The organism is Chitinophaga filiformis (assembly GCF_023100805.1).
GTDB lineage: Bacteria > Bacteroidota > Bacteroidia > Chitinophagales > Chitinophagaceae > Chitinophaga > Chitinophaga filiformis_B.
Genome location: NZ_CP095855.1, coordinates 3,705,076 through 3,731,714, shown reverse-complemented (window position 1 = coordinate 3,731,714; position 26,639 = coordinate 3,705,076). Strand labels below are relative to the sequence as shown.

Sequence of the window (26,639 nt, the reverse complement as noted above, 5' to 3'; positions counted from 1 at the left end):
AAGGATGACCGCAAAAGAGCTTCTCCAACAAAGACTGGCAAACCAGCAATTGATAAGTCCCGCCTACGGCACCGCACCAGAAGTGGTAAAGTGGTGCGGCGCCATACAGGCACAGGACTATGAAATGTCCAAATGGGCAGTGGGTATGCGCATGCCTGCTGCCACTACGGAACAGATAGAAACCTCCATCAGCAAGGGGGAACTTGTCCGCACCCATATTTTACGCCCCACCTGGCACCTTGTACATCGGGAAGACGTGCGCTGGATGATGGCACTCTCGGCCCCCTCTATAGAACAGTCCATGGGCACCTACAACCGGAAACTGGAACTTGACAGCACCGTATTCCGAAAAAGCCAGAAAGTATTTGAAAAAGCACTGAAAGACGGTAAACAACTGACCCGGCCCGAACTGGCAGCTATACTGGAGAAAGCAAAGATCCCCACTAACGATCTCCGGATGAATTTCCTCCTTATAAAGGCAGAACTGGATATGGTGATCTGCAATGGCGGCAAAAGGGATAAACAGATCACGTATGCCCTCTTTGAAGAACGCGTACCTGCTACCTCCAAAACACTGACAAAGGAAGAATCGCTCGCCGCCCTCGCCCTTCGCTATTTTAACAGCCATGGCCCCGCTACCCTGAAGGACTTCACGGGTTGGAGCGGCTTACCCATCACCGCCGCCAGGCAAGGCCTCAACCTGGTAAAAGATCAACTGAATAAGTATGCTGTTTACGACCTCGAATACTGGGACCCCACCCCTGCTTCAGACCTCAAAAGTACTGACAGGCAGGTGCTGCTGATACCGAACTACGACGAATACCTCGTTGCATACAAGGACAGGGACATCATCTACGACGGGCAGCATGACGATCACCTGAGCCGGGAAGGCAACCCGCTCTTTAACAATGTCATCCTCATCAAAGGACAGATAGCAGGCGTATGGAAACGCACTATCAAAAAAAAGGAGATCGTGATGGATCTGCAGACCTTTACTCCCCTCAATAAAACGGAGCAGGCTAAACTGGATAAGGAGGTGGCCAGGTATAAGCAATTCATCCACTTACAATAATATGCATTAAATTGGGTACATGTTTACCCGTTTATTCAAACTATTGCCGGCTGCTATTATTATCTGCAGCTCTCTTGTTGTATCCGCACAACGCGGTGATTCGCTGAAGACGGATCTGCAGTTGCTGAAAACGAAACTGGAAGCCATCCATCCTGACCTGTATGCATATACGCCGAAGGACAGGCTGGAGCAGGTGTTTGACAGTTGCTATCAGCAACTGAACGATGACACGGATGACAGGCAGTTTTACGGTATCATCAAAGTACTGTTAAGCGCAGTAAGAGACGGCCATTTGTCGTCCGAAGCCTCCCCGCGCTTTTCCCGGTTCATTCATGCAGAAAACGCTTATGTTCCCCTGATGGTGTATTTCCGGGGAGACAGCATATTCGTCGTCAACAGCATTGACAACAAGATACCGGCCGGCAGCCGCCTGATCAGCATCAACTCCCATCCCGCCGAAGCCATGCGGCAAAAGATGTATGATCATCTCATATCAGATGGTTACACGACAAGTAAGAAAGCGCTGATCCTTAACCAGATCTTCTATTTTTATTACTATCTCGCTTATGGCTATTCAGCAGGATTTACAGTAGAATACATGTCTCCCTCGGGGGAAAATGCGACAGTCGCATTACCTGCTACTGAGGAAAAGGTTATCAATACACTAAAAGTCACCGAAGAAGAAAAACCTTTGTTAGCGGCCACTTTCCCTGAAGACAATATTTGTGTGCTTGGCATCAGGACCTTCAGTGAAGATAATCTCCAGCGGGCAAAACTGGATTACCCTGCTTTCCTTGAAAAGACTTTCCGGAGAATAAGACAACAGAAGGTGCAAAAACTCATTATCGACCTGCGCGACAATGGTGGTGGCAGGGATGCATATGGTGTGCTGTTGTTCTCCTATCTCGCGAAACAGGCATTCCCTTACTACAGCTACCTGGAGAAAGACGGCAGGAAGCTGTCAGGCAGGCCGGGACTGGGCTTACAACGTCCATCCGCAACACCGTTCAGTGGAGCTGTCTGGGTCCTGACAGATGGTAATACATTCTCTGCCGCTGCGGAATTCTGTGCCGTAGCGTATAGTCATCACAGCGCTACTTTTATTGGCGGGGAAACCGGCGGAACATACGAAGGGAATCACTCCGGACAGTTGATAGATGTGCTGTTACCATCCAGTAAGGTCACTGTCTGGATACCCACTACCAAATACGTCATGGACGTGATTCCCCCAAAATATCCTGGCCGTGGCATTATTCCGCACCTGCAGGTACAGGCATCTGCTGCCGAATACCTGCGCCATGAAGACCGGGTACTACAGGACGCCCTGTCTGAAGCCCGTTCCCGTTAGGCAGTACTAATGCTCGTCTTCCTCTCCTGTGTTCTTTAGTTTCGAGAATAAGGCAAATGCGCCTTTTACAACTATATCCGTTCCCTTGATATCAAAGCCGGGCGGCATGATCACTTCTGTATAGCCTAACTCGCTGTTACCTTTTTCAATGGGCAACATTTCGTAAAGGTAATTCCCCTGCGCGCCTGCTTCCCGGCCTTTGGCGATAAAGATGCAGGGCTTGCCTTCGAACTGGATGATCGCTTCATCCGGTAAAGCGTTCACCATGGCATTGCCGGTTTCTATCCAGGCAGTCAGGTACATACCTGGCAGCAGCTCACGGTCTTCATTGTCCAGGTGACAATGCACCTGCACGGTACGCTCGTTGCTGATCTCCCTGCCAATGAGATGTACGCGTGCACTGCGTTGAGTGGTTTCGTTCGCCAGTGTAAAACGCACGCGCTGCTCCAGTTTCAGCTTGGGAATGTCTTTTTCGAAGACGGTCAGTTCTGCATGCAGATGTTCTGTATTGACGATCTCAAAGAGTTTATCCGTCGGGTTCACGTAAGCACCGATGTTGGTATTCACGGCTGTTACATATCCCGTAATAGGGCTATACAGCTGGATCGTGCTCTGGATATTCCCTGCATCCAGGGCTGCCATATCAATATTAAGCAGCCTGAGTTTCTCCTGCAGGCCTTTGATACGGGCAGCATTGGAGAGATAGTTCGCCTTCGCCTGCTGAAACACCTTCTGTGCGTTAACATTCTCTTTCGCCAGGGCCTCCTGCCGCTGGTATTCTGCCAGCAGGTATTCCTGCTGGCCTTTGTTTTCCAGGTAGTCCTGCTGTAGCTGGATCAGGTCAGGATGTTGCAGGGAAACAACCACCTGTCCTTTACGGATCAGGGTGCCCTGCAATAATTCCGTATTCTTCACGAAAGCCCCGAATGGCGCGGAGATGGTGATCATACTCTGCGGAGGCACATCCAGTTTGCCGTTGGCGCGGATATTACTGCTGATCTGTTTAAGTTCTATCCTGCCGGTCTTCACACCAACAGTAGCATACTGCACAGGCGTTAATTCCGTTATCATTCCTTCAGCAGCGGCATGTTGTTCTTCCTGTTCTGCTTTTTCTTTTTTGTTGCCACAGGCAGTGAAGGAGATGATCAGGGCACTATATATGAGATACTTCATGATTTCTGTTGGTTATGGTTGTACGTTCAGCATTTGTAAGGACAATACCGCATTGTTATAGTCACGGATGGTTTGCAGGTAGGCTTCGCGAATGTTAAACACTTCCTGCAGGCTTAAGAGATAGGTAGTGTAACCCACATCTCCTTTTTCATATCCCAGCAATGCCTGTTTTTCAATCAGCATCGCATTGGGTACGGCCGTTTCCCGGTAATAATCCAGGCTGCTCTTATACCGCGAGAACTGTGCAAGGGCCTGTTGCCATCTGCTTTTCAGTTCCACATTCGACTGCTGATAGTTGAGGTCTGCCTGTACCCTGCGTTGCTCGGCGGCTTTCACCCTGGCACGGGAGGGCCCCAGCCATAAAGGAATAGATACACCGGCATGCCATCCCTGGAAACGGTCGCCGCCTTTGGCAACAGCAGTTCCTGCACTGTTGAGCGAAGTACCTATCAGCGACTGGTTAAAGTAACCAAGGGAAAGATCAGGGAGAAGTGCATTCGCTTCCAGCTTTTTCTCCTTCTCCTGTATCACCACCTGCTGCTGCTGCCATTGTAAGGCAGGATAATGCTGCAGTTGGGCAGAGTCGCCAATATTGCCGGCAGCTAAAGGCTCCAGTGCCTGTTTTGCGATGGCCAATGAAGTAGCGCTACCCGACAATCCCTGTAAGGCAGCCAGCAGTAGCTGTTCTTCAGCAAGGCTTTGCCTGTTGAGATGTCGTATCTCCGCCAGTCTTGTTACAGCAGATGTCTTCTCCAGCAGCCCTGTTTCGCCGGTCCTGAACTTCAGGTCTGCAGCTTTGACGAAACGTTGATAGATGCTGTCCTGCTGTTCCAGTAATTGCCTGTATGCATACAGGTATTGCAGCTGGTACCAGCCCTGCTTTACCTGGAATACCAGTTCATGTCTGGTGACCGCCTGCTGCAAGCGGCTGCCCTGCAGCTGTGCATCGTACAAGGAAGCCTTTGCACCAAATACAGTAGGGAAAGGGATCTTTTGTGTGACCGTGATATTATTATCGTTTTTGACATAGCTGTTGTACTGTCCGTATTGCAGTCCGACATCTGTTTTAGGCAGTTCTCCTGCCGTCCGCTTCAGTTGCCTGTAATAATCCACACCAGCTCCCGCCGCCTGCAGTCCCTTATTCTGCTGCAACGTAAGCTGTATCAGCTCATCCAGCGTAAGCGGCTGCTGTGCGCGTGATAGCATGGGAGCACCTGTCAGCAGCAAGAAGATCATTATTGTTTTGCTCATGTTTCCGGCGCTTTTTATTTTTTCAGATAAGATGTACAGGCAGGGCAATACAAATAGTGTAAGTAATGTGGCGGTTATCAGTCCGCCAATAACAACTGTAGCCAATGGCTTCTGTACTTCCGCACCACTGCCGTGCGAGAGCGCCATGGGCAGGAATCCCAGGGAGGCAACTGTGGCAGTCATGATGACAGGGCGCAGACGCGTACCTGTACCCTGCATGACGATCTCCCGCAGATCGGTCAATCCTTCTTTGCGCAGGCGGTTGAATTCAGCAATGAGCACAATGCCATTCAGCACGGCCACACCAAAGAGCGCTATAAAACCGACTGCCGCTGAAATGCTGAAAGCCATCCCCCGCAACCATAAAGCAACAATACCACCCACTGCAGAAAGGGGGATTGCGGTGTAAATAAGCAAGCCTTGTTTAACAGAACCAAATGAGAAGTACAGCAGGATGAATATCAGCAGCAAGGCTACGGGTACCGCTATCTTCAGGCGGGATCTGGCCTGTTGCAGATTCTCGAAAGAGCCGCCGTAGGTTACATAATAACCGGGGGACATCTTTACTTTCTTTTCTACCTGCTGCTGCAGTTCGTTCACGATACTCTCCACATCCCTGCCCCGCACATTAAAGCCAACGGTGATACGCCGTTTGGCATCGTCCCGCTGGATCTGGTTAGGCCCTACTTTCAGGCTGATATCAGCTACCTGGTTCAAAGGCACCTGGTTGCCATTGGGCGCTGTAACATACAATGCTGCAACATCTTCAAGCCCCGCCCTGTTCTGTTGGTCCAGCCTTACCACCAGGTCATATCTCTTCTCTCCTTCATAGACAATGCCTGCACGCTGGCCGGCAAAAGCGGTATTGATGACGGTGTTGATGTCTTCTATATTCAGACCGAACCTGGCGATCTGGTCACGGTGATATTGTACCACGATCTGCGGCAGGCCGGATGACTGTTCCACATAAAGGTCTGTGGCGCCGCGTATGCCACTCACCACACTGCCTACCTTGTGGGCATAGGCGGCCAGCCTGTCCAGGTCCTCGCCATAGATCTTGACCACCACATCCTGGCGGGCGCCGGTCATCAGTTCATTGAAACGCATCTGTATAGGTTGCTGAAAGCCAAAGCTGACCCCGGGGATCGCCTCCAGCGCTTCCGTCATTTTATCGGCCAGTTCATCCCTGTTCTCCGCTTTTGTCCACCCGGAACGGTCTTTCAGGGCAATGATCAGGTCACACGATTCCACCGGCATAGGGTCTGTAGGGATCTCGGCGCTGCCGACCTTACCCACCACTTCCTTCACCTCATCCGGAAATTGCTTCAGCAGGATACCTGCCGCTTTACCGGCAACATCTATTGTTTCGTAAAGACTGCTGCCTGTGAGCAATCTTGTCTCTACCGCAAAGTCGCCTTCATCAAGCGAAGGAATAAATTCTGCACCCAGGCGGGTGAACAGCAGGAGGCTGCCGCCAAACAGGAGGATGGATATTACTATGACGGCTCGTTTAAAGCGCAGTACAAAGGTTAAAGCACGGGTATACACGCGATGGAAATAATCCATGATCCTGTCAGAAAAGGTACGTTTATGCATGGCCTTTTTACTCAGGAATAATGCGCTGGCCATCGGCACATAGGTCAGCGAGAGGATAAAGGCCCCTAAGATGGCAAAAGAGACCGTCTGGGCCATTGGGCGGAACATCTTCCCTTCTACGCCGGAAAGTGCCAGAATGGGCAGGTAAACGATCAATATAATGATCTCGCCGAAAGCCGCCGATGTTCTGATACGGCTGGCAGCAGTATAGACCTCTTCATCCATTTCTGCCTGCGTAAAGGCGATGCCTGTTTTTCGTAAGCCCAGGTGGTGCATGGTGGCTTCCACGATGATCACTGCACCATCCACGATCAGGCCAAAATCGATAGCCCCGAGGCTCATCAGGTTGCCCGATACATTGAAAAGCTGCATCATACAGATGGCAAACAGCATGGCGAGTGGGATAACAGAGGCCACGATCAGGCCGGCCCTGAGGTTGCCCAGTAATAACACCAGCACAAAGATGACGATCAATGCACCTTCTGCCAGGTTACGCACGACGGTTTCCACGGCATTGTTCACCAGTTTGGTACGGTCCAGGAAAGGTTCTATCAGCACACCTTCCGGTAAGGTCTTCTCTATTTGCCTGATCCGCTCCTTTACATTCCTGATCACGGCGGAAGAGTTGGCGCCTTTCAGCATCAGTACGATCGCTCCTACCCTTTCCCCTTCCACGTTACGCGTCATGGCGCCAAAACGGATGGCGTGCCCGTAACCGACCTTTCCTACATTGTCGATCAGCACAGGGATGCCGCTGCTATGCGTTTTAACGACTACATTCCCGATATCTTCGAGACTGCCGATGAGGCCTTCACTGCGGATGAACCAGGCATTGGGCCTCTTGTCTATGTAAGCGCCGCCTGTATTCTGATTGTTCTTAGCCAGCGCATTGAACACGTCAGTGATACTGAGGTCCATGCTACGCAGCTTTTCCGGATCAAGGGCGATCTCATATTGTTTAAGATAGCCGCCAAAACTGCTCACGTCTGCCACGCCCGGTACGCCCAGCAATTGTCGCCGGATGATCCAGTCCTGTATGCTGCGCAGCTCCATGGCATTATACTTCTGCTCGTAGCCTGGCTTTGTATGTACCACATACTGGTATATTTCTCCCAGTCCTGTGGTGACAGGCGCCAGTTCCGGATTTCCTACGCCCGCAGGTATCTGGTCCTTGATGGCGCTTAATCTTTCACTGACCTGTTGCCGGGCCCAGTATATGTCTACATGCTCCTGGAACACGACGGTGACAACACTCAGCCCAAAGCGGGAAAAAGAGCGGACTTCCGTGATACCGGGGATGGTGGCGACGGACTGTTCCACCGGGAAAGTAACAAGGCGTTCTATGTCCTGTGCTGCCTGGGAAGGTGCAGTAGTGATGATCTGCACCTGGTTGTTGGTGATATCTGGCAATGCGTCTATAGGCAATCTCGTGAGGGCGTAAATACCCCACGCGATCAGCCCGACGATAAAAAGTATTACGATCAGTTTATTCCGTACAGAAAAACCGATGATCTTATCGAGCATGGATGTAGTTTAAAGATGAATAAAGGTATAATATCGCTGTATCATACCCTGGGAGGGTTCCAGCATTTCGCTGTATAACCGGGAAGGGAGATGACCCGGTATTCTGTATAAGGAGTGTGAATGATGTTTGTAACTGGTTCTATCTGTATCGTCTTTTCCAGTACTACCGGCAAAGAACAGTTATGACAACTGAAGAAAGGAGAACAGATGCCCTGCGGCGCATCATGCCTGTCGCCTTCGCAATTATCAAAACTGCAACAGGGAATGACTGCCATCAGCAGTACATAGACCGATATGATCAATGTGATTATTTTCATACTGCAGGGCAAATATAGGGCAATCATCAGATTTAATTGTAATGAAAGATTGCAACACTGTTGTCAGTCGCGGGACAGGGCGTATCAAAGTATGATACACCCTGGTTCTATTCGGATACCTGATGGAGTAAGGTAGTCCTTTGAGCGATGCGCAGCGCTTATTTTTACTTTTGATCTATGCCATTGCTGATTACTTCGCCAATTGCAGTACAGCCCAGAGGGCAGCGCCTGAAATGATCACCCATAGAAGCACACCCTGTATCAACGGTCTCAGGCCTACTCCTTTAAGTACTGCGCCGGACAATCCTGCACCGATGAGGAACAATGTGAGGGTCAGGCCGGTCTTTGCCACCTGTACTATCACATCGCTGACAGGCTGCATGGGTACATAGGTATGTAAGATCATGGCCAGTACAAACAAGCCTATGAAGTAAGGTATTTTCATTTTCTGTTTACCTGTTTTGAAGCAGAACGCCGTCAGCAACACCACAGGGATGATCCAGAGGGCACGGGCCAGTTTGACGGTAGTGGCTATTTCAAGTGCCTGCGGACCATACTTGCTGGCAGCACCCACAACAGAGCTGGTATCATGAATGGCAATAGCACTCCAGAGACCAAACTGCGTCTGCGTCATGTGCAGGAGGTGACCAACAAAAGGGAACAGGAAGAGTGCAGCGGAGTTCAAAATGAAAACCGTACCCAATGCAACAGACAACTGTTTTTCTTCTGCCCTGATCACCGGGGAGATCGCCGCGATAGCACTGCCACCACAGATAGCTGTACCACAGGAGATGAGATGAGCCGTCTTACTTTCTATCTTTAACAGCCTGCCTGCAACGTAACCAATTATCAATGTACCTGTAATAGAGGCCACCGTGAATAAAATGCCTTCGCTGCCGGCCTTGATGGCACTGTGAATATTCATGCCAAAGCCCAGCCCTACAACAGAGACCTGCAATAATATGTGTGTGGCCTTATGATTCAGATGCAGGAAGGGATGGCCGATAAATTGTGCGATGATCACGCCTGTAATCAATGCCACGGGAGGAGATACCCAGGGCGTCAGGCAGGCGGTAAGCGCTAATACAAATATCACTTCACGGGTGGTGATACTTCTGTCCAGGAAGTGCTTTTTCCCTATTCCTTCCCGGAGTGTTTTTCCATTGTGCAGTATTGTGTTCATTTGCCGATCTTTTGATGGCACAAAGTTGCGCTACATCTTCCGCTAAAGGAAATTACCATTCGTAATATCCAATAACCGGAAGTTATGGGTTAATAGTCACAAAAGTTATTATCCAATCAACGGGAAAAGATTTATTTGGCAAATAATACCGATTGGTATAATTTTACATCGTCTTAATGAAAGTGATATGAGTAAGGCAGAAAAAACGAAAGAATACATAGTAGAGAAAACGGCGCCCATCTTCAACAAGAAGGGATTTGCCGGAACATCTCTCTCTGATATGACGGAGGCGACTGGTCTTACGAAAGGTAGCATTTACGGCAATTTTGCCAATAAAGATGAGGTAGCCCTGGCTTCTTTTGACTACAACCTCCGCAAGATGAGAACATATATCAATGCGGAGGAGGACAAAGCGAAAACGGTCAAGGAGAAGCTGATGATACGCACCAAGCTTTTCGGCAAGGAACGCCCGATCGCGTACCCGGAAGGCGGTTGCCCGCTCCTCAATACCGGTCCCGAGGCAGACGATACACATCCTGCCCTCAAGGCAAGGGTTGCTGATGCGATTGAATCATGGAAGCAACGGACTATCCGCATGATCGAAGAAGGGATCAGTAATAAAGAAATATCTCCTGATACCAATCCCGGGCAGGCGGCGCTCACAATAATTTCCATGATCCAGGGAGCGATATTTGTGGCAAGAACAACCGGCAAGCGGGAATATGGAGAAAGTGTCATGGAGGTGACCAGAAAATACATACAGTCACTCTGACTATTTTTTTAACTATAAATATACCGATCGGTATAATTCATAAAGCGAAAACAAAACATCATGAAAACGAGCAACAATACCGTCCTTATAACAGGCGGCGGAGCAGGCATAGGCTTTCAAACAGCCAAACTGTTATCTGAACAAGGCAATCATGTCATCATTACCGGCAGAACTGCAGCTACCCTCGAAAAAGCAGTGGCGCAGCTGAAAAATGTAACACCGATAGTATCAGATGTATCGAAAGAAGAAGATGTCATTGCGCTTGTAAAAAAACTGAACGCAGCGTTCCCCACGCTGAATGTCGTGATCAATAATGCCGCAGCAGCGGAAGTATACAGACTGGAGGCCGGTGTAAATGCATTTGAAAAGGCATCAAGGGAGATCCACACCAATTATCTGTCTGTAATAAGGCTGAATGAACTGTTACTGCCTTTGCTGGAAAAACAGGCTGAAGCTGCCATTGTAAACGTCTCTTCTATCGTGGCTATCTCTCCCGGAGCAAGACTCCCGGGCTACGCCGCCAGTAAAGCAGCGCTGCATTCATATACACAGGTATTAAGACATACATTATCTGAAACCAACATAAAGGTATTTGAACTGATGCCGCCATTAGTGAATACCGAATTCTCAAAAGAGATCGGCGGTGAAAATGGTATGCCTCCGGAAGCTGTAGCAGCAGCCTTCCTGGAAGGACTGGCTACCGACAATTACGAGATACATGTAGGCAATACCGCTGACTTTTATAAACTCTTCCTTTCCTCTCCTGCTGAGGCTTTCGCCACACTGAACAACAGAAGATAATTCCTGCTTTTTTTTGACAGTTATTATACCAATCGGTATAATAACTGTCTTCATAATTCACTTACATGAAAAGGACCATACTGCTGATCACCGTTATCGCTGCTGCGGTAATGGAGTTGATAGATACATCCATCGTCAACGTTGCACTATCGCATATGAGTGGTAACCTGGGCGCGACGCTGGAAGACACCTCCTGGGTGATCACTGCTTATGCTATTGCCAACGTGATCATTATTCCCATTACCAGTTTCCTTTCAAATAAACTCGGGCGCCGAAATTACTATATCGGTTCCATCATCGCATTCACCTTCTTTTCATTTATGTGTGGTCAGGCATCCGGCATCTGGATGCTGGTGGCCTTCCGCTTTTTACAGGGCATAGGCGGGGGCGCGCTGCTGTCCGTTTCTCAGGTGATCGTGTTTGAACTTTTCCCGAAAGAAAAACAGAATGTGGCCAGCGCTTTGTTTGGTATTGGCGTATTCGTGGGCCCTACCATCGGCCCTACCCTGGGTGGTTATATTACCGAGTACTATGACTGGCCCTGGATATTCTTCATCAACGTTCCTATCGGTATTGTTGCTGCAGCCATCTGTTATGCGTTACTGAAAGAACCGGAAGTAAAAGGAACGACGGGGAAAATTGACTGGGCAGGCATCATCCTGCTGGCCATAGGTGTTGGATCGCTGCAAACCGTATTGGAAAGGGGGGAAACGGACGACTGGTTCGAAGCGGGCTACATTGTTTTTCTCAGTGTAACGGCGTTCTTCGGATTGCTGCTGTTCATCTGGTGGGAATTGACCACGCCAACACCGGTGGTCAACCTGCGGGTACTTAAAAGCAGGAACCTGAGCCTGGCCGCTATACTCACCTTTGTGTCGGGTGTGGGCCTCTTCAGCTCTGTATTCCTGACGCCTGTATTCGCACAGCGGCTGCTGAACTTTACACCCACGCAAACAGGCCTCTTATTGCTGCCTGGCGCCATACTGGCTATCGGGGGACTGATCATATCGGCCAGGTTGTTACAGAGAGGGATCTCCCCTATTGTTATGATCACTACCGGTATGTTGATGTTTGTTGTCTTTAGCTGGCAAATGTCCGGTTATAACCTCGATGTCAATGCCGGCAGCCTGACACGCACACTGATCTGGAGGGGTGTAGGACTGGCCATGATCACCGTACCATTGTCCGTATTGGCAGTGTCGTCGCTTGCTCCGGCCGACTTTGCACAGGGTGCAGCCCTGAATAACATGATGCGGCAGCTGGGCGGTTCTTTTGGCCTGGCAATGGTAAATACCTACCTGGCTAACCGTAATGCGGTACACAGGTCAGACCTGGTCTCCAATATTACGCCCGACAATCCGCTGGCGGTAAAGCGACTGGCCGACTATACGCAATTCTTTATATCAAAAGGCGCAGGCGTGGCGGACGCCCATGCAAGGGCATTGCGACTCATAGATGCAGGTATTACCAGGCAAACTTCCATGCTGAGTTTCAATGATGCTTATCTGTTGGTAGGGCTGGTCTTTTTGTGCTCCCTGCCACTGTTACTCCTGGCATCAAAGAAGAAAAAAGGTACGAAGGTGCAGGTTGTGCTTGCAGATCACTAAGTGTTTTCGCTTTGTCAAGTATACCAGGGCCGGGGAAGCATTTGGCTCCCTGGCCCTTTTCGGCTAATTTACAGCCTATACGCGCCGGTGCATGAAGAACAATTACGACAATATTGCCAGGTACTACGATTTCCTCAGCCGCATTGTATTTCGCAGCTCTCAGCAGGATGCACAAACGGCCCTGCTGCCTTATATTGAAGCACACAGCACAGTACTGATCGCGGGCGGAGGCACTGGCTGGATACTGGAGGAAATGACAAAGAGATGCCCGCCCGGTTTAAAGATCTCTTATGTAGAGATCTCAGCAAATATGATAGCACTTGCCAGGCAGCGGAAATATCAGCATGAAGTAACATTCATCCATATGGCCGTAGAAGACTTCAACAGAGATCCCCCACAGACTTTCGATGTCATCATCACACCATTTCTGTTCGACAATTTCTCCCGCGAAAGAATACAGCCTATATTCCTTCATCTTCATAAGATGCTCAGGCCAGGTGGCAGATGGCTGTTCACCGATTTTCATTACCAGAAACAGGCGCCGCTATGGCAGCGTATATTGCTGCGCAGCATGTATGTGTTCTTCCGGATATTATGCGGAGTTGAGGCGGATGCGCTGGAAGATATTGAACCATTGTTCAAAGCGCATCGTTATACAGAGATCTTCGGGGCATTCTATTTCAGCAGATTTATCCGGACAGCTGTTTATTGCAAAGAGGATGTTAATAATTGTTAAATCATAATGACTGCGAAAACGTTTCATGGATGATTCATGAGATTTAATGAAATTTCATGCATTCTATCCTGAACAACCACTAATAAAAAAGAGGGATAGGCTGGTGCCTATCTCTCTTTCAAATCTCCCGACTCCCTGCCAATGGATGCGCGTTCCCTGCGGGAAGCCCCATGGTCGGAAGCCGTTCTCCCATCTTCTTTCTCTGACGGCTCCATCAGTTTACGCATGTTAACGGCATTTGCTTCATCACTCAGTAAATTTGCCATATACACATGCATCTTTGTTTTACCGCCGGATATCACACGACTTTCCCCGCTCATTAATGCTTCGTAACCATCCTGGGCTACTTCTTCCGGTGTTTGCAGCGAATCTTCGCGATACGTTTTTGTATGCTCCATATTCGCTTTATGGAAAAAGTCCGTATCCGCTGCGCCGGGCAACAATACGGTCACATTTACACCGGTACCTTCCAGTTCGTTACTGATAGCTGCACTGAACGAGATGACAAAAGCTTTCGTAGCTGCATATACCGACAATAAAGGCATAGGCGCCTTACCGGCCTCTGAACCCAATTGCAGTATATGCCCTTCGCCTCTTGCCACCATTTCGGTAGCAAAATATTTAGTCAATGCCACCAGCGAGCAAACATTCAGCTGAATAATATCGAGACTGCGTTGCAGATCCACATCTATAAAGCGGCCCCATTCTCCTTGTCCGGCGTCGTTCACCAGGTAGCTCACTACGATACCTCTGGCCTTTACCTCGTCGTATATTTCTTTGGCGGCTGCCGGCTGGAACAGATCAGCGGAAATAGGTGTTACCTCGACGCTGTATTGTTGCTTCAACTCATTTGTTACTTCCTGCAGTCGCTCTATCGACCTTGCAACAAGCACCAGGCTGAAACCATCTCTTGCGAACAATTTTGCCAATTCATATCCGAAGCCACTTGTGGCGCCGGTGATCAGGGCATATTGATTACGGTTGTTTACATTAATTACTGGCATACACTTCGGTTTAACATCAATGGGAATTCTTAAGGCTTTCCGGTGCTTCTTTCAGTTCGTCTCTTTCCGCTGTTGCTTCGGGCGTTACTTCTTCTGCACCTTTATTATCACGTTCCCGTTCGGTTTGCTCTATTGGCGTTTCTAAAGATGCTGCAGCTTCTGATTGCTCAGCTTTACCGGTAAGGTCTGCTTTTGTCATCTTTGGTTTATCCTGTCCCATAACTTAAAATTTTAAGCGTGAAGAATACTCTATCAGGATCAAACAACAAGCCATGTATGCCATTGTATGGGAGCAAGCGTAGTCAACCGGCATATTTGTATACATGCTGGTACAGCAGTGTGGAAATAATTACTGGGTTAACAACCTATAGCAGAAGCCCCTTCAGTCTGCCGACTCAACAGGCGCTTCTTTTTCTGTTCCGGCAATCAGGGTTTCTTTTCCGAGGCGGTTCTGCTCTCCGAGGGTCAGTTCATCTGTACGTGTAGTTTGCAACCAGCCGTTCCTGGAGCGTCGGAACACCTGGATAGCGAGACCCATATCGCGGTAAAAGTCTTTTTCTACTTCTGCCACGGTACGATGTTCACTGATATCCACCCAGCCAAAGCTGTGGATCAGGCGGATCTCTTCAATAGGCGTATCGCCAGGAAGCTTTTTATTGTTTGCGGTGCCTTCTCCCTTCTCATGGGGGCAGAGATAACATTCCAGTTTCAGGTAAGGATATACCTCATGAAATTTGCTCTGAATGTTACGAATGATGTCTTCTTCGCTGATATATATTTCCATTGTGTTGCGTTTTAATGAGTTAATGATATACCTGGCATCCTTTCCGTGCATTCCCTTTTTTGTAAAACAAACAGGCAAATTAATAGTTGCAGGAATAGCAGGATGTTTCAAAGATAAAACGCCGCAACAGGCAGGGCAATGATGGAGGTTATAGATCAGGATGTTTATGGTCAGGGAATTATTCTCCCGGCAACAAGGGAAGAACGTAATCCTGCAGGTAAGAGCCCCTCAGCTGGCTGTAAAGGATGCCGCGGGTAATGCCGGTGGCTGCCCTTGACACAGCCTGCCCGATGCCGGAGGCTATCTGGTATTCTCCGTTTGCCTGCCGGGTCAGCGTTCCAGCAAAGGAAGCAACACCAAAGCCACACGCCACCACCGCGCTTGCAAGAGGAATGGAGCTACCGGATTGCTGTACTGTTACGGTGGTAAATACAATGACCAGCTGTTTATCGGGGTTCATTTTTTGTTCCTGCTGTACATTGAACGCATAGCCCGCCTGTGTTTCCCCGTTTCCGGAAGGTTCCGGTGCAAGAGAAAAGGAAAGCAGTTCAATGCCATGTAAATGAAAGGTGGTTTCCAATTTGAGACGATTATAGTAAGAAAAAAGCCTCTGTTAAGGCATTGAAGGGAAAGCCGTTTTAGTCGGCTATTTTATGCAGGGGATCCCGGATAGCTTCCTTCAGGGAGGATGGCACAACCGGCAGCGTAACATTCACATTCAGCGCCCGCTGTGCGCTTGTCATATCGGCGTCCAGCAACCTGATACCCAGTACCCGCTGGATATCGACTAATGTATCCATGGTGAAGTTGTGGGTGCCGCTCAGCCATTTCGATACCAGGGACGGGCTCTTTAAGTGGAGCTCCCGGGCAAGATCGAGGCTTTTCCAGCCTTTTGCTTTAAGGCCCGCGTGGATCTTGGCGGCCATTTTCATTTTGTGGTCTACCTGGTCCTGCTCTGCGGAGCTGATATGGCCCAGTAAATTGTTTACCAGATCACTGGTGTAGTTGGTGTTGGTGGCATCAAAGTTTTCCATCATTATTTTTTTAACGTATAAGTATTAAGTCTCCTTCCAGTTTCAGGCGATTGAGCGAGATCCTTAAGGTATTTTCCTTTAGCCGGGTACGGATAATGCCTGAATAATGCATCATCTCAGTCACCTCGCGGGCCAGCCGGGGATCATCCTGCCAGGCCCGCACATTTTTTGGGCCGCCGTTACCGACAATGACGATCTGCTCACTCAAACGTATGCAATACAAGCGCAGGTGCCTGTCGGGTATATCATAGAGGGCGCAAACCTGATCGTTCCATTCAAGCCCCTCATCCAGCTTAAAATAAGTACTAACCGCCCCCGTTACATGGGCAATACTTCTTAGCCTCGCTATGATACTTAACAGATCCTGAAAGAACTCCTCCTGGTATTCCAGGATAAACCGGTCTAAAAAAGCATGCTGACTCTCTGATGTGACAATGCTGTAAACCGAAGCCTTTTTACCTGACAGATTAGTCAGATAAACTAATTTTGATTTCACTTAAAGATGAACTTTTACGAAGTTAACAATATTAAATCACTTTAAAGTGATTTTTTACATCATTTTTTTTTACCTACAAGTAAATTACAACATATATCGGTAAATTATCGATCTGAGCATCAGACTTTTCTTTAGTCTTTCTATATCCCGGGAGTGGCTTTTCTTAAGGTAGGTTAATGGATTGCTCCTCTTTTCCGGCGTATATTTGTTGCAACATATAAATACGATCTGATCATGGCAAAGACAATATTACATAAGGCAGCAACTCGTGGACATGCAGACCACGGATGGTTAAACAGCCATCACACCTTTAGTTTTGCCAATTACTACAATCCTGAAAGGATGCAGTTTGGCGCCCTGCGGGTACTGAACGACGATATTGTAGCTGGTGGAAGAGGTTTTGATGCTCACCCTCATGATAATATGGAAATCATCAGTATTCCCCTGGCGGGCGCCCTGGAACACAAGGACAACCTGGGTAATACCGTGATCACCAAAGCCGGCGAGATACAGGTGATGAGCACAGGCACCGGCGTTTTTCACAGTGAATACAACGCCAATGCTGATCTGCCTGCGCATTTCCTGCAGATCTGGCTGTTCCCGAACCAGCTGAATGTCTCCCCGCGATATGACCAGGTTACAATAGATATCAACAGCAGGCTCAATCACCTGCAACAACTGATCTCGCCCGATCCTAAAGGAGCAGGTACCTGGTTGTACCAGGACGCCTGGTTCCATATGGGCCGGTTTAACAAAGGTGGCCAAACTACTTACGACATCAAAAAACAGGGAAACGGTGTGTATTTCTTTGTCATCAGGGGAAACTTCATCATCAACGGGCAGGAACTGGAGACCAGTGATGGTTATGGCGTGGAAGATACAGATCGCTTCAGCATCGTTTCACAGGATGAAGATGCCTGCTTACTGGTGGTAGATGTACCATTATTCAGTTGAATTAGACAACTCATTGCTGAGAAAGCATCCGTTGTTACGTATACCTTTGCTTAACGTAAACATTTAATATAAATCAACGCATATGTCTCCGATTAAAATTGCCAACACAAAAAATGAAGTACTGGATCTGATCAAAAAAAGGTGGAGCCCCCGCTCATTTTCCAATAAAGATCTGGCTACGGCAACAGTTGAGACCATTCTTGAAGCCGGAACATGGGCGCCCAGTGCAAACAATTCACAGCCCTGGCGCTTTATATATGCATTACGTGGTACGCCCGGTTTTGACAAGCTGCTTTCAACGCTGGCAGCCGGCAATGTACCCTGGGCAAAAAATGCAGCTGCACTGGTAGCTGCTATAGGCATCCGTGAGCTGCCCGATACCCAGCAGAAAAATCATTATTACATGCATGATATTGGTATGGCTACCTCTTTTATGCTGTTACAGGCTTTGGATATGGATGTGTACGGCCATGTGATGGCAGGATTCAATAAACAGCATGCTGCTGAACTACTCGGTTTATCGGCCAATGAAGAAGCCGTATCTATGCTGGCCCTGGGATATATTGACAGTGCAGAAAAACTGGACGAGCCATACAAAACAAGAGAATTAACTCCCAGAAGCCGTAATCCGATTGCTGCGATTGCTGCCCACCTGGACTAAATCAGGCTATATGGAACCAATACAACTACGTATACTCGCGGTAGGTAGAAATGCTGAGATCATGACGGTGATGCATAGATTGCTCAATGCACCTGACAACTGGACCGGCGAAACCGTGACGACAGACGAAGCGGCGAAAGCAGCTTTTAAAAAAGAAGCGTTCGATATTGTGCTGGTCTGTGCCGGCGTCACTCCGGAAGAAGAAACTGCACTTACTACCTGGTTCAAACAGCATTCGCCCACCGTCATTGTCAGAAGACATTATGGCGGAGGCAGCGGCTTACTGAAAAATGAAATACAATTCGCACTGGAGCACAGATAATACTCCGGCACTATAAAAGACCTGGTATGAAAAAGAACATTGCACACATCCTCGCGGGAAGAGCAAAGAACATCACCCCTACCCAGACTGTATTACAACCTTTACCGCATGCGGACTTCCGTTTCGCTAATCCGTTCATTGTCCTGCATCACGGCGGACCGGATATCATAGCAGCGGGATCGGACGACAGGATACATCCGCATCCGCACAGGGGCTTTGCTCCCGTTACCTTCCAGTTACAGGGACAGGCGCATCATAAAGACACTGCCGGCAACGACCAGTTGTTGAATGCAGGTGATGCACAATGGATGTTTGCAGGGAAAGCGATCCTTCACAGCGAAGGCCCTTCGGCACAGATGCACAAAAACGGCGGCATATCAGAAATATTACAATTGTGGGTAAACGTACCTGCGGCCCACAAATGGGATGATCCCCGGTACCAGTTTGTGCCGAAAGAGGACATGCCCCGGATACTTGAACAGGACGGTGTCAACCTCCGCCTCGTAAGCGGACAATTCGACGGTAAAACAGGACCAGTGAACATTTCTTTTACTCCTGTTATTACCGCTGTAGGTGAAATTGCAAATGGTAAGGAAGTGGAGTTCAATGTCACAGCAGATTACTGGACCTTACTGTATGTTGCACACGGCAGAGTCACTATTGATGACATTACACCGGTGCCGGAACATTCCCTCATCGTATTCAAAAGAGAAGGAACAACGTTCTCCGTGGCTGCCAATGAAGACAGCCAGGTGCTTTTCCTCTCAGCAGAAGTCATTGACGAACCGGTAGCTGCCAAAGACAATTTCGTTATGAACACCATGGCGGAAGTAGACCAGGCGATAGAGGATTATAAAAACGGCCGCTTTGGCACCTTAGCTTACTAAACATTAAAAACTATTTTATGGAAGATAGAATCTTAGGCCTTCATCACATTACGGCCATCGCAGACAATGCTAAAAGGAACCTTCAGTTTTATACAGAAACCTTAGGTCTTCGCTTCGTGAAGAAGACTGTGAACTTCGACGATCCCGGTACCTACCACTTCTACTTTGGAGATGAACATGGCACACCGGGTACTATCCTGACCTTCTTCCCCTGGGAAGGCATCGGCCGCGGCCGTACCGGCACAGGAATGGCTACCGAGATAGGTTATGCCGTACCTGCAGGCAGCCTGGATTTCTGGGCTGATCGTTTTAAAGCGCACAACATTACCCAGGGACCTGTTGCTGAAAGATTCGGCGAACTGTATCTTCCTTTTGAAGATCCGGATGGCCTGAAACTGAACCTGATCGTACCCAAAACTGCTGACAGCCGCCAGGCATGGGAAACTGCAGAAGTAAAAGCGGCCCACGCCACCAAAGGTTTCCACAGCGTGGTACTGAACCTCAGAAGCATAGGTCCTACCGCCAGTATCCTGACAGATGTATTGGGATATAAATTCCTGGAACAGGAAGGCAACCGTCACCGCTTTGTAACCGATGCTATTCCTGAAGCGTCTATCGTAGACCTGATAGAATCTCCGAAGGAGTCTGCCGGCAGAGGTGGCGGAGGTACGAACCACCACGTGGCTTTCCGTGTGGCCAATGACGAGATCCTTATGAATTTCAGGGAAAAGATCGCTAAGAAAGGACTTAATATCACCCAGAAGATCAACCGTGACTACTTCTTCTCCCTGTATTTCCGGGAGCCCGGAGGCGTGCTGTTCGAACTGGCTACCAACAATCCCGGTTTTACTGTAGACGAACCGCTGGACCAACTCGGCCAACATCTTAAACTGCCGGTACAATACGAACCTATGCGTGCCGACATCGAAAAAGCATTACCTGTACTCAAATAGTAACCATATATGGACGAAGTAGTAATCAGGCTCAATGCCAAAAACCACGGTGCTTTCTACCTGATGCATGAAGGAGAACAGACCGGTGAAATGATCATCAGCGTTGCTGATAATATACTGACAGCTTATCACACGGAAATAGATCCTAAGTTCGAAGGCAAAGGCCTCGCCAGGATATTGCTGAACGGAATGGTAGCTTATGCCCGTGAACATCAGCTGAAAGTGAAACCGCTCTGCGCTTATGTGCATGCTCAGTTTAAGCGGCATCCGGAAGAGTTTGAAGACATCTGGCTGAAACAGGAAGGGGAGCAATGATCACACAAACAACACTTATGCATAGCAAAAAGATAATAACAGCAGGGAAAAAGACGACAGAAGCAAAGAAGGCGCTGATTATGATCCATGGGCGCGGAGGGAGTGCGGAAGATATCCTCACGCTCTCCAACTACCTGGAGGTCAAAGATTATGCACTAATAGCCCCACAGGCTACCGGCGGCACATGGTACCCTTACTCGTTCCTGATGCCTCCCGCACAGAACGAGCCCTGGCTCTCGTCTGCCCTCTCTGTGCTGAAAGAAATAACTGCAGATGTGGTGGCCGACGGCATCTCTCATGAGAACATCTATTTCCTGGGATTTTCGCAGGGCGCCTGCCTTACCCTGGAATTCGTAAACCGCAATGCGGATAAATACGGCGGAGTGGTTGCCTTTACCGGGGGACTGATCGGCGACAAGATCTACCCGGAGAACTATACAGGCAGTTTTGCAAACACTCCTGTCTTCATCGGCACCAGCAATCCTGATCCGCATGTCCCGGTAGAACGCGTAAAGGCGAGTGAAAAGATCCTGCAGGAAATGGGCGCGGACATTAAGGTCAATATCTATAACAATATGGGCCACACCATCAGCCAGGATGAGATCAACCTGGCCAATGAGCTGGTGTTCCGTAAATAAGATCACCCGGCGCTGATCATACAGAAAGGACGGCAAAAGCCGTCCTTTCTTCTTCAATATCAGCAGTTTATTAAATGGGTTATATACTCAATGCTTTCTGTACATGGTACTCCTCACCTTACTCAGGAATTCAGGCGATACCCCGATGTACCGGGCAATATGATGCTGGGGAATACGCTGTACCACGGCGGGGTACTTCTCTATAAAGGCCAGGTATCTCTCCTCAGCCGTCTGGGAAATGGAAGCATAGATCCTTTGTTGTAATACCCCGGCTGTTCGCTGGAGCAGGATGCGGAAAAGCTTCTCAAATTTAGGCACCTTCTCGAACAAGGTCTTCTTATCTTCATAAGAGATGGTCAGCAACTCACAGTCTTCCAGCGTCTCAATATTCTGCCGGGAAGGCTGCTGCTCTGAAAAGCTGGAAATATCTGCCACCCACCAGTCCTCCACTGCGAAAGTCAGGTTTGTTTCCACGCCCTGCTTGTCCACATAGAAGGTACGCACACACCCTTTCAGTATATATGCTTCATAATCACATATTTCTCCCTCTTTCAGGAGAAAGCTCTTTTTCTTTACTTTCCTGAACTGCAGGAGCGAATGGAAGATCTCCACTTCCTCCGGCGTAAGCTGTATATACCTTGCAACGAATTGGTCAATTGGGCCGAACATAGTAAATTGATGGGCGGTTGTCTTAAATTTTGCTTAAAAGCTTACTTTCAACCGCAATAATAAGCAAAGCACGTATCTTTTGACAGTAAATTAGACAAGTATTAATAAATCGTCCCGCATGGAATTTTCATCTCTAAAAAAGTATCCCCGGTTGAAATGGCTCATCCCTGTTCTTTCAGCGGGCATGCTGACAGCATTCTCCCTGGTGCCGGCCGACGACTGGCAGGATAAGGTTACAAACGCTCTGGCTATTTTCGGCAAACGCTTCCCGCAGGAAAAGGTATACCTGCATTTTGACAAGGACTTCTATGCCTCGGGCGAAACGATGTGGTTCAAGGCATATATCATGATACAGAACCAGCCCTCCCTCACGGCCTCCAACCTGTATGTGGAGCTGCTCGACAAAGATGGCAACGTGGTAATGAAAAAGCGCCTGCCTGCAGCCGGCGCGGCAGCAGCGGGCGATTTCGAACTACCGGAAACACTGAAAACCGGCCAGTACCAGGTAAGGGCTTATACCGCCTGGATGCTGAACTACGACCCGGAGTTCCTGTTTTATAAGAACATCGAGATCTTCGACCCGGCCAAAAAGAATACCCTGCCCTCCAGGGATACTGCCATTGCACGCGACTTTGCCGTGCAGTTCTTCCCCGAGGGCGGCAATATGCTGCAAAATGCTCCCGGGGTGGTAGCCTTCAAGGCCATTGACCAGAACGGCTATCCTATTGCCGTTGCCGGTACAGTACAAAACAGTAAGAAGGAAACAGTTGCAGAAATAAAAACGGTGCATGACGGCATGGGCTCCTTCGAGCTGACACCCGCTGCCGGAGAAAGCTACAAGGCTATTGTAAGACTGGCTACGGGCCAGAAGAAAGAGATAGATCTGCCGGCAGTGCAGACGCAGGGTGCTGTGCTGAAGGTCTATAACAGGGGTAGCCGCATCTTCTACCAGGCCGCCCTTGCCAACCCGGACGATTCCACCTATTATAAAATGATGGTGATTGCCCAGGTACAGAACCAGATGGTGTATAAGGCCGTGCTGGATGCCAGCGAGGGCAGGATCAGCGGGTTCATTCCCACCCAGTCCCTCCCTTCCGGTATCATACAGGTGACCCTGTTCGGCGATAAAGGTCAGCCGCTTTCTGAAAGGCTCGCCTTCATCAGGAAGAACGACCAGATCGACCTTAGTTTTATGAATGCGGAAATAAGCGCTGAGCCCAGAGGCAAAAGTTCTATAGAATTGTTTGCGCCGGATAGTGTGCAGACCAGCATGTCCATCGCTATCACCGACGCAGACCAGGTGCTGAAAGATCCGGATGAGCACAACATTATTTCCAACATGCTGCTCACCTCCGATCTGAAAGGATATATCTATAATCCTGCCTGGTATTTTAAAGACACTACCAGGGAAAAGCTGCAGGCGCTTGACCTGGTGATGCTGACCAATGGCTGGAGAAGGTTCAGCTGGCAGAAGATCCTCAACAACGATATGCCGAAGATCAGGTTCCCTTACGAACAGGGCATGTCCCTGAAAGGAACGGCAGTGACCAATACCGGCCGTTACCCGCTGGTAGGTGGTAAAGTGGACTTCATTTTCAAACAACCGCTGGACAGCAGTACCTCTTTTGCCTCCGTCCCTACCAACGACAAAGGTGAATTTGAAGTGCCTAATCTCCAGTTCATGGATACGGTATTGGTTTTCTTCCAGGGGAATGACAAACAAAAAAGGTGGAAAGATGTACAGGTAACCTTCGAGCCGCACTTCTTTGATAAGTCGCCCCAGGTTACATTGCCTTACCCTATGCGGGTACCGGAAGGCCTGGATAATGCAGCCATGACCCGTTTCCTGAACACGGCCAGCGAAAGCAATAAGGTGAACCGTTCTATGAGCAACAAAACGGTATACCTGAAAGAGGTGAACATCCGCGACAAAAAGATCACTCCCCAGCAAACTACCGAGCAGCGTTATACTTCCGGTATGTTCTCTTCCGGCGATGGTTATACTTTTGACCTGACGAAAGAAACACCTTACCAGACCAACGTGTTCCAGTATCTGCAATCTAAAGTTGCAGGCCTGAATATCAGCGGCGATCTCAATAATCCGAGCATGTCATGGCGTGGGTCCAAACCATCCCTGTACCTGAACGAGATGCCGGTGGATGTCAGCATGCTGGCCAATGTTAATATCAATGACATCGCCCTGGTGAAAGTATTCCGCCCTCCGTTCATGGGAGGCTTCGGCGGAGGCGCTGGTGGCGCCATTGCGGTGTACACCAAGAAAGGCGGCGATAATAAGGGAGACGAGACCATCCGTGGATTCGAGCGTATGAAGAAGGCCGGATACAGCCTGGTGAAAGAGTTCTATTCTCCGGATTATGCCGTAAAAAAAGAGGTACATGCATTACCTGATAAACGCCTGACCCTCTTCTGGAGCCCTTACATCACGGTAGATTCCATCACCCATGCCTCTACCATCCATTTTTACAACAATGACTTCTCCAAACATTTCCGCATTGTGGTAGAAGGCATTACAGCAGATGGTCGTGTAGGACGGGCAGAACAGGTGTACTAAGACGCTATTGCATTTAAATGATACTGGCAGAAATTAGGAATTGGGAAAGCATCGGGAAGTATCTTCCTGATTCTTCACACCCAATTCCTAATTATTTTTAGCTTTGAGCTCTTATGAGCAAACCAAGATCTGCGCGTATAGCAACTGCGGTATTCTTCTTCATTTCGGGTTTCAGTTTCTCCAGCTGGGCGTCCCGGATCCCGGACATCCAACGCCGGCTTGCCCTTAATAAAGCAGAATTAGGCTTCTTTCTCCTGGCCTTGCCTACAGGACTGGTACTCACCCTTCCTGTTACCGGTTACCTCTTACAACGCTACAGCAGCCGGAATATCATGATGATAGGCGTACTGGTATTCAATCTCATGCTCACTCTTATCGGCGTGGTGAGCCTGCCCTGGCAGCTGGGCCTGGTGCTGTTCTGCTTCGGTTCTTCCCGGAACCTCATGAATATTTCTGTAAATGCCCAATCTGTTGCCGTCCAGGCATTGTATAAACGGTCAATAATTACTACTTTTCATGGCGTATGGAGCCTGGCTGGTTTTGCAGCGGCGGCACTGGGAGCTGTTATGGTGGACTACAGGATGGCGCCTTCCCGGCACTTTCTCTTTGTATCGCTGGCCATGACTGTTATGGCGTTCCTTGCCTTTCGCGACAGCCCTCACCTGCCTCCTTCCCGGGAAGCCAATACCAAACGCTTTATCTGGCCCGACAGGCATTTGCTGAAATACGGGTTAATATCATTTGCCGTAATGGCTTGTGAAGGCACCATGTACGACTGGAGCAATATCTATTTCCAGGAAGCGGTACACCCGCCTGAAAAACTGATTGCAGCAGGTTATGTTATTTATATGATCGCAATGACAACGGGGCGGTTTACCGGCGATGGTGTGGTGAACAAGCTGGGTGTTCCGACAATGATCAGGTACAGCGGCATACTGGTGCTTTGCGGATTTATGGTAGCTGCGCTGATGCCTTATACCATATCCACCAGCATCGGTTTCCTCATGATCGGATTTGGCGTATCCTGTGTGGTACCCCTGGTACTGCGCATGGCAACACAAACTACCAGCATGGGCAGCGGGCCGGCAATAGCCGCCGTATCTACCGTAGGATATATGGGTTTCCTCATCGTACCACCATTAATAGGTTTTATAGCAGAAGCAGCAGGATTACGATGGGCATTTGCTTTGATGGCGATGTTCGGCCTGCTGATCACAGTATTGATCTTACAGGTAAAAGAATCGACACAAACAACGACTATAAAAGAAAGCATAAAAGCATAAGTATGACAAAGCCAGGATGTATCATATTTGACTGTGACGGAGTATTGGTAGACAGCGAGGTAATAGGTGTGAAAGTGTTGCTCGATATGGCATCTCAGTATGGCGTTAGCATGGACCTCCGGGAGGCCGTGGAAGAATTCAGCGGCATCCGCCTGAAGGAAGGCATTAAGATATTGCAGCAGAAAGCCAGCAGCCCTTTTCCCGAAGACTTTGAACAGGCTTTCCGTGCGCGTTCCTATGAGGTCTTTAAAACTGAAATGCGCCCGGTCAATGGCATTAAAGAGGTACTCGACAACCTGAGCGTTCCGTTTTGTGTAGCCTCCAGCGGACCAATGGAAAAAATGAAACTGAACCTGACCGTTACAGGGCTGATCTCTTACTTTGAAGAAGGCAACCGGATATTCAGCGGTTACGAGATCAACAGCTGGAAACCAGACCCGGGTATTTTCCTGCATGCCGCCAAAATGATGGGCTTTTCTCCCGCAGAATGCGTTGTGATCGAAGACAGCAAAGCGGGAGTTATTGCCGCACATAGAGGAGGTTTCCGGGTATTGGGATATGCAAAACCTTTTAACGGTGACGAGCTCAGAAAAGAAGGCGCAACCGTTTTTTACGCCATGCAGGAACTTCCTTCCCTTCTTGCACTCAACCACGCAAACACGCATTAAAGCCTTTATTTCCCCTTCC

General features: G+C 48.9%; 27 protein-coding genes. 16 read left to right on the top strand and 11 right to left on the bottom strand.

The genetic code is table 11. The features are described 5' to 3' along the window. Positions 1 to 4: 4 nt before the first annotated feature. Together MYF79_RS15015 and MYF79_RS15010 are read left to right on the top strand one after the other, a co-directional pair. On the top strand, positions 5 to 1,072 hold the full coding sequence (locus MYF79_RS15015; protein WP_247814785.1) for a winged helix DNA-binding domain-containing protein: 1,068 nt from the start codon (positions 5 to 7) through the stop codon (positions 1,070 to 1,072). A 19-nt stretch (positions 1,073 to 1,091) separates the two neighbouring features. Continuing rightward, the gene (locus MYF79_RS15010; protein WP_247814784.1) at positions 1,092 to 2,420 is read left to right on the top strand and encodes a S41 family peptidase; all 1,329 of its coding nucleotides are present in this window, start codon (positions 1,092 to 1,094) and stop codon (positions 2,418 to 2,420) included. 6 nt (positions 2,421 to 2,426) lie between these two features. Here MYF79_RS15010 and MYF79_RS15005 read toward each other — a convergent pair whose 3' ends face one another. The 4 genes from MYF79_RS15005 to MYF79_RS14990 form a co-directional block, all read right to left on the bottom strand. Then, on the bottom strand, positions 2,427 to 3,593 hold the full coding sequence (locus tag MYF79_RS15005) for an efflux RND transporter periplasmic adaptor subunit (RefSeq protein WP_247814783.1): 1,167 nt from the start codon (positions 3,591 to 3,593) through the stop codon (positions 2,427 to 2,429). 12 nt (positions 3,594 to 3,605) lie between these two features. Continuing rightward, the gene (locus MYF79_RS15000; RefSeq protein ID WP_247814782.1) at positions 3,606 to 7,964 is read right to left on the bottom strand and encodes a CusA/CzcA family heavy metal efflux RND transporter; all 4,359 of its coding nucleotides are present in this window, start codon (positions 7,962 to 7,964) and stop codon (positions 3,606 to 3,608) included. A 41-nt stretch (positions 7,965 to 8,005) separates the two neighbouring features. Next, positions 8,006 to 8,281 (bottom strand): hypothetical protein, encoded by a 276-nt coding sequence (locus MYF79_RS14995; protein WP_247814781.1) that lies wholly within the window; start codon positions 8,279 to 8,281, stop codon positions 8,006 to 8,008. Positions 8,282 to 8,471: 190 nt separating this feature from the next. Beyond that, complete coding sequence (locus MYF79_RS14990; protein ID WP_247814780.1) at positions 8,472 to 9,464, bottom strand: YeiH family protein; 993 nt, start codon at positions 9,462 to 9,464, stop codon at positions 8,472 to 8,474. Positions 9,465 to 9,651: 187 nt separating this feature from the next. Here MYF79_RS14990 and MYF79_RS14985 point away from each other — a divergent pair, with 187 nt between their 5' ends. The 4 genes from MYF79_RS14985 (at position 9,652) to MYF79_RS14970 (ending at position 13,380) form a co-directional block, all read left to right on the top strand. Beyond that, positions 9,652 to 10,236: a TetR/AcrR family transcriptional regulator gene (locus MYF79_RS14985; protein WP_247814779.1), complete on the top strand. Its 585-nt coding sequence runs from the start codon at positions 9,652 to 9,654 to the stop codon at positions 10,234 to 10,236. Positions 10,237 to 10,296: 60 nt separating this feature from the next. Then, positions 10,297 to 11,037, top strand: coding sequence for an SDR family oxidoreductase (locus tag MYF79_RS14980; protein ID WP_247814778.1), 741 nt, complete (start codon positions 10,297 to 10,299; stop codon positions 11,035 to 11,037). 65 nt (positions 11,038 to 11,102) lie between these two features. Beyond that, positions 11,103 to 12,644 (top strand): DHA2 family efflux MFS transporter permease subunit, encoded by a 1,542-nt coding sequence (locus tag MYF79_RS14975; protein ID WP_247814777.1) that lies wholly within the window; start codon positions 11,103 to 11,105, stop codon positions 12,642 to 12,644. Between the two features lie 91 nt (positions 12,645 to 12,735). Continuing rightward, entirely contained in the window at positions 12,736 to 13,380 is a 645-nt protein-coding gene (locus MYF79_RS14970; RefSeq protein ID WP_247814776.1) for a class I SAM-dependent methyltransferase, read from the top strand. A gap of 107 nt (positions 13,381 to 13,487) precedes the next feature. On the opposite strand, the gene MYF79_RS14965 is transcribed toward MYF79_RS14970, so the two are convergent. From MYF79_RS14965 to MYF79_RS14940, 6 genes are all read right to left on the bottom strand, one after another. Then, positions 13,488 to 14,384: an SDR family NAD(P)-dependent oxidoreductase gene (locus MYF79_RS14965; RefSeq protein WP_247814775.1), complete on the bottom strand. Its 897-nt coding sequence runs from the start codon at positions 14,382 to 14,384 to the stop codon at positions 13,488 to 13,490. A gap of 16 nt (positions 14,385 to 14,400) precedes the next feature. After that, positions 14,401 to 14,604, bottom strand: coding sequence for a hypothetical protein (locus MYF79_RS14960; protein ID WP_247814774.1), 204 nt, complete (start codon positions 14,602 to 14,604; stop codon positions 14,401 to 14,403). A gap of 162 nt (positions 14,605 to 14,766) precedes the next feature. Beyond that, entirely contained in the window at positions 14,767 to 15,168 is a 402-nt protein-coding gene (locus MYF79_RS14955) for a hypothetical protein (protein ID WP_247814773.1), read from the bottom strand. Positions 15,169 to 15,346: 178 nt separating this feature from the next. Next, positions 15,347 to 15,748, bottom strand: a complete 402-nt coding sequence (locus MYF79_RS14950; RefSeq protein ID WP_247814772.1) for a hypothetical protein — start codon at positions 15,746 to 15,748, stop codon at positions 15,347 to 15,349. A gap of 58 nt (positions 15,749 to 15,806) precedes the next feature. Further along, complete coding sequence (locus tag MYF79_RS14945) at positions 15,807 to 16,205, bottom strand: multiprotein-bridging factor 1 family protein (RefSeq protein WP_247814771.1); 399 nt, start codon at positions 16,203 to 16,205, stop codon at positions 15,807 to 15,809. 7 nt (positions 16,206 to 16,212) lie between these two features. Continuing rightward, complete coding sequence (locus MYF79_RS14940) at positions 16,213 to 16,698, bottom strand: hypothetical protein (protein ID WP_247814770.1); 486 nt, start codon at positions 16,696 to 16,698, stop codon at positions 16,213 to 16,215. Between the two features lie 234 nt (positions 16,699 to 16,932). Between MYF79_RS14940 and MYF79_RS14935 the strand changes: the two genes are divergently transcribed. The 7 genes from MYF79_RS14935 (at position 16,933) to MYF79_RS14905 (ending at position 21,428) form a co-directional block, all read left to right on the top strand. Beyond that, positions 16,933 to 17,652 carry a pirin family protein gene (locus MYF79_RS14935; RefSeq protein WP_247814769.1) on the top strand — a complete coding sequence of 240 codons (720 nt, stop codon included), beginning with the start codon at positions 16,933 to 16,935 and terminating at the stop codon, positions 17,650 to 17,652. Positions 17,653 to 17,734: 82 nt separating this feature from the next. Beyond that, entirely contained in the window at positions 17,735 to 18,313 is a 579-nt protein-coding gene (locus tag MYF79_RS14930; RefSeq protein WP_247814768.1) for a nitroreductase family protein, read from the top strand. A gap of 10 nt (positions 18,314 to 18,323) precedes the next feature. Continuing rightward, positions 18,324 to 18,635 carry a hypothetical protein gene (locus tag MYF79_RS14925; protein ID WP_247814767.1) on the top strand — a complete coding sequence of 104 codons (312 nt, stop codon included), beginning with the start codon at positions 18,324 to 18,326 and terminating at the stop codon, positions 18,633 to 18,635. A 26-nt stretch (positions 18,636 to 18,661) separates the two neighbouring features. Next, on the top strand, positions 18,662 to 19,522 hold the full coding sequence (locus MYF79_RS14920) for a pirin family protein (protein WP_247814766.1): 861 nt from the start codon (positions 18,662 to 18,664) through the stop codon (positions 19,520 to 19,522). A gap of 17 nt (positions 19,523 to 19,539) precedes the next feature. After that, positions 19,540 to 20,475, top strand: a complete 936-nt coding sequence (locus tag MYF79_RS14915; RefSeq protein WP_247814765.1) for a ring-cleaving dioxygenase — start codon at positions 19,540 to 19,542, stop codon at positions 20,473 to 20,475. Between the two features lie 9 nt (positions 20,476 to 20,484). Further along, positions 20,485 to 20,790 (top strand): GNAT family N-acetyltransferase, encoded by a 306-nt coding sequence (locus tag MYF79_RS14910; protein ID WP_247814764.1) that lies wholly within the window; start codon positions 20,485 to 20,487, stop codon positions 20,788 to 20,790. A 17-nt stretch (positions 20,791 to 20,807) separates the two neighbouring features. Continuing rightward, positions 20,808 to 21,428, top strand: coding sequence for an alpha/beta hydrolase (locus MYF79_RS14905; RefSeq protein WP_247814763.1), 621 nt, complete (start codon positions 20,808 to 20,810; stop codon positions 21,426 to 21,428). Between the two features lie 87 nt (positions 21,429 to 21,515). On the opposite strand, the gene MYF79_RS14900 is transcribed toward MYF79_RS14905, so the two are convergent. Continuing rightward, a complete protein-coding gene (locus tag MYF79_RS14900; protein WP_199659023.1) occupies positions 21,516 to 22,097 on the bottom strand; it encodes a Crp/Fnr family transcriptional regulator in 582 nt (193 codons plus the stop codon). Between the two features lie 118 nt (positions 22,098 to 22,215). Between MYF79_RS14900 and MYF79_RS14895 the strand changes: the two genes are divergently transcribed. The 3 genes from MYF79_RS14895 (at position 22,216) to MYF79_RS14885 (ending at position 26,620) form a co-directional block, all read left to right on the top strand. Continuing rightward, positions 22,216 to 24,669 carry an MG2 domain-containing protein gene (locus MYF79_RS14895; RefSeq protein WP_247814762.1) on the top strand — a complete coding sequence of 818 codons (2,454 nt, stop codon included), beginning with the start codon at positions 22,216 to 22,218 and terminating at the stop codon, positions 24,667 to 24,669. 113 nt (positions 24,670 to 24,782) lie between these two features. Continuing rightward, positions 24,783 to 25,952, top strand: coding sequence for an MFS transporter (locus MYF79_RS14890; protein WP_247814761.1), 1,170 nt, complete (start codon positions 24,783 to 24,785; stop codon positions 25,950 to 25,952). Positions 25,953 to 25,954: 2 nt separating this feature from the next. Further along, the gene (locus tag MYF79_RS14885) at positions 25,955 to 26,620 is read left to right on the top strand and encodes an HAD-IA family hydrolase (protein WP_247814760.1); all 666 of its coding nucleotides are present in this window, start codon (positions 25,955 to 25,957) and stop codon (positions 26,618 to 26,620) included. Positions 26,621 to 26,639: the final 19 nt, after the last annotated feature.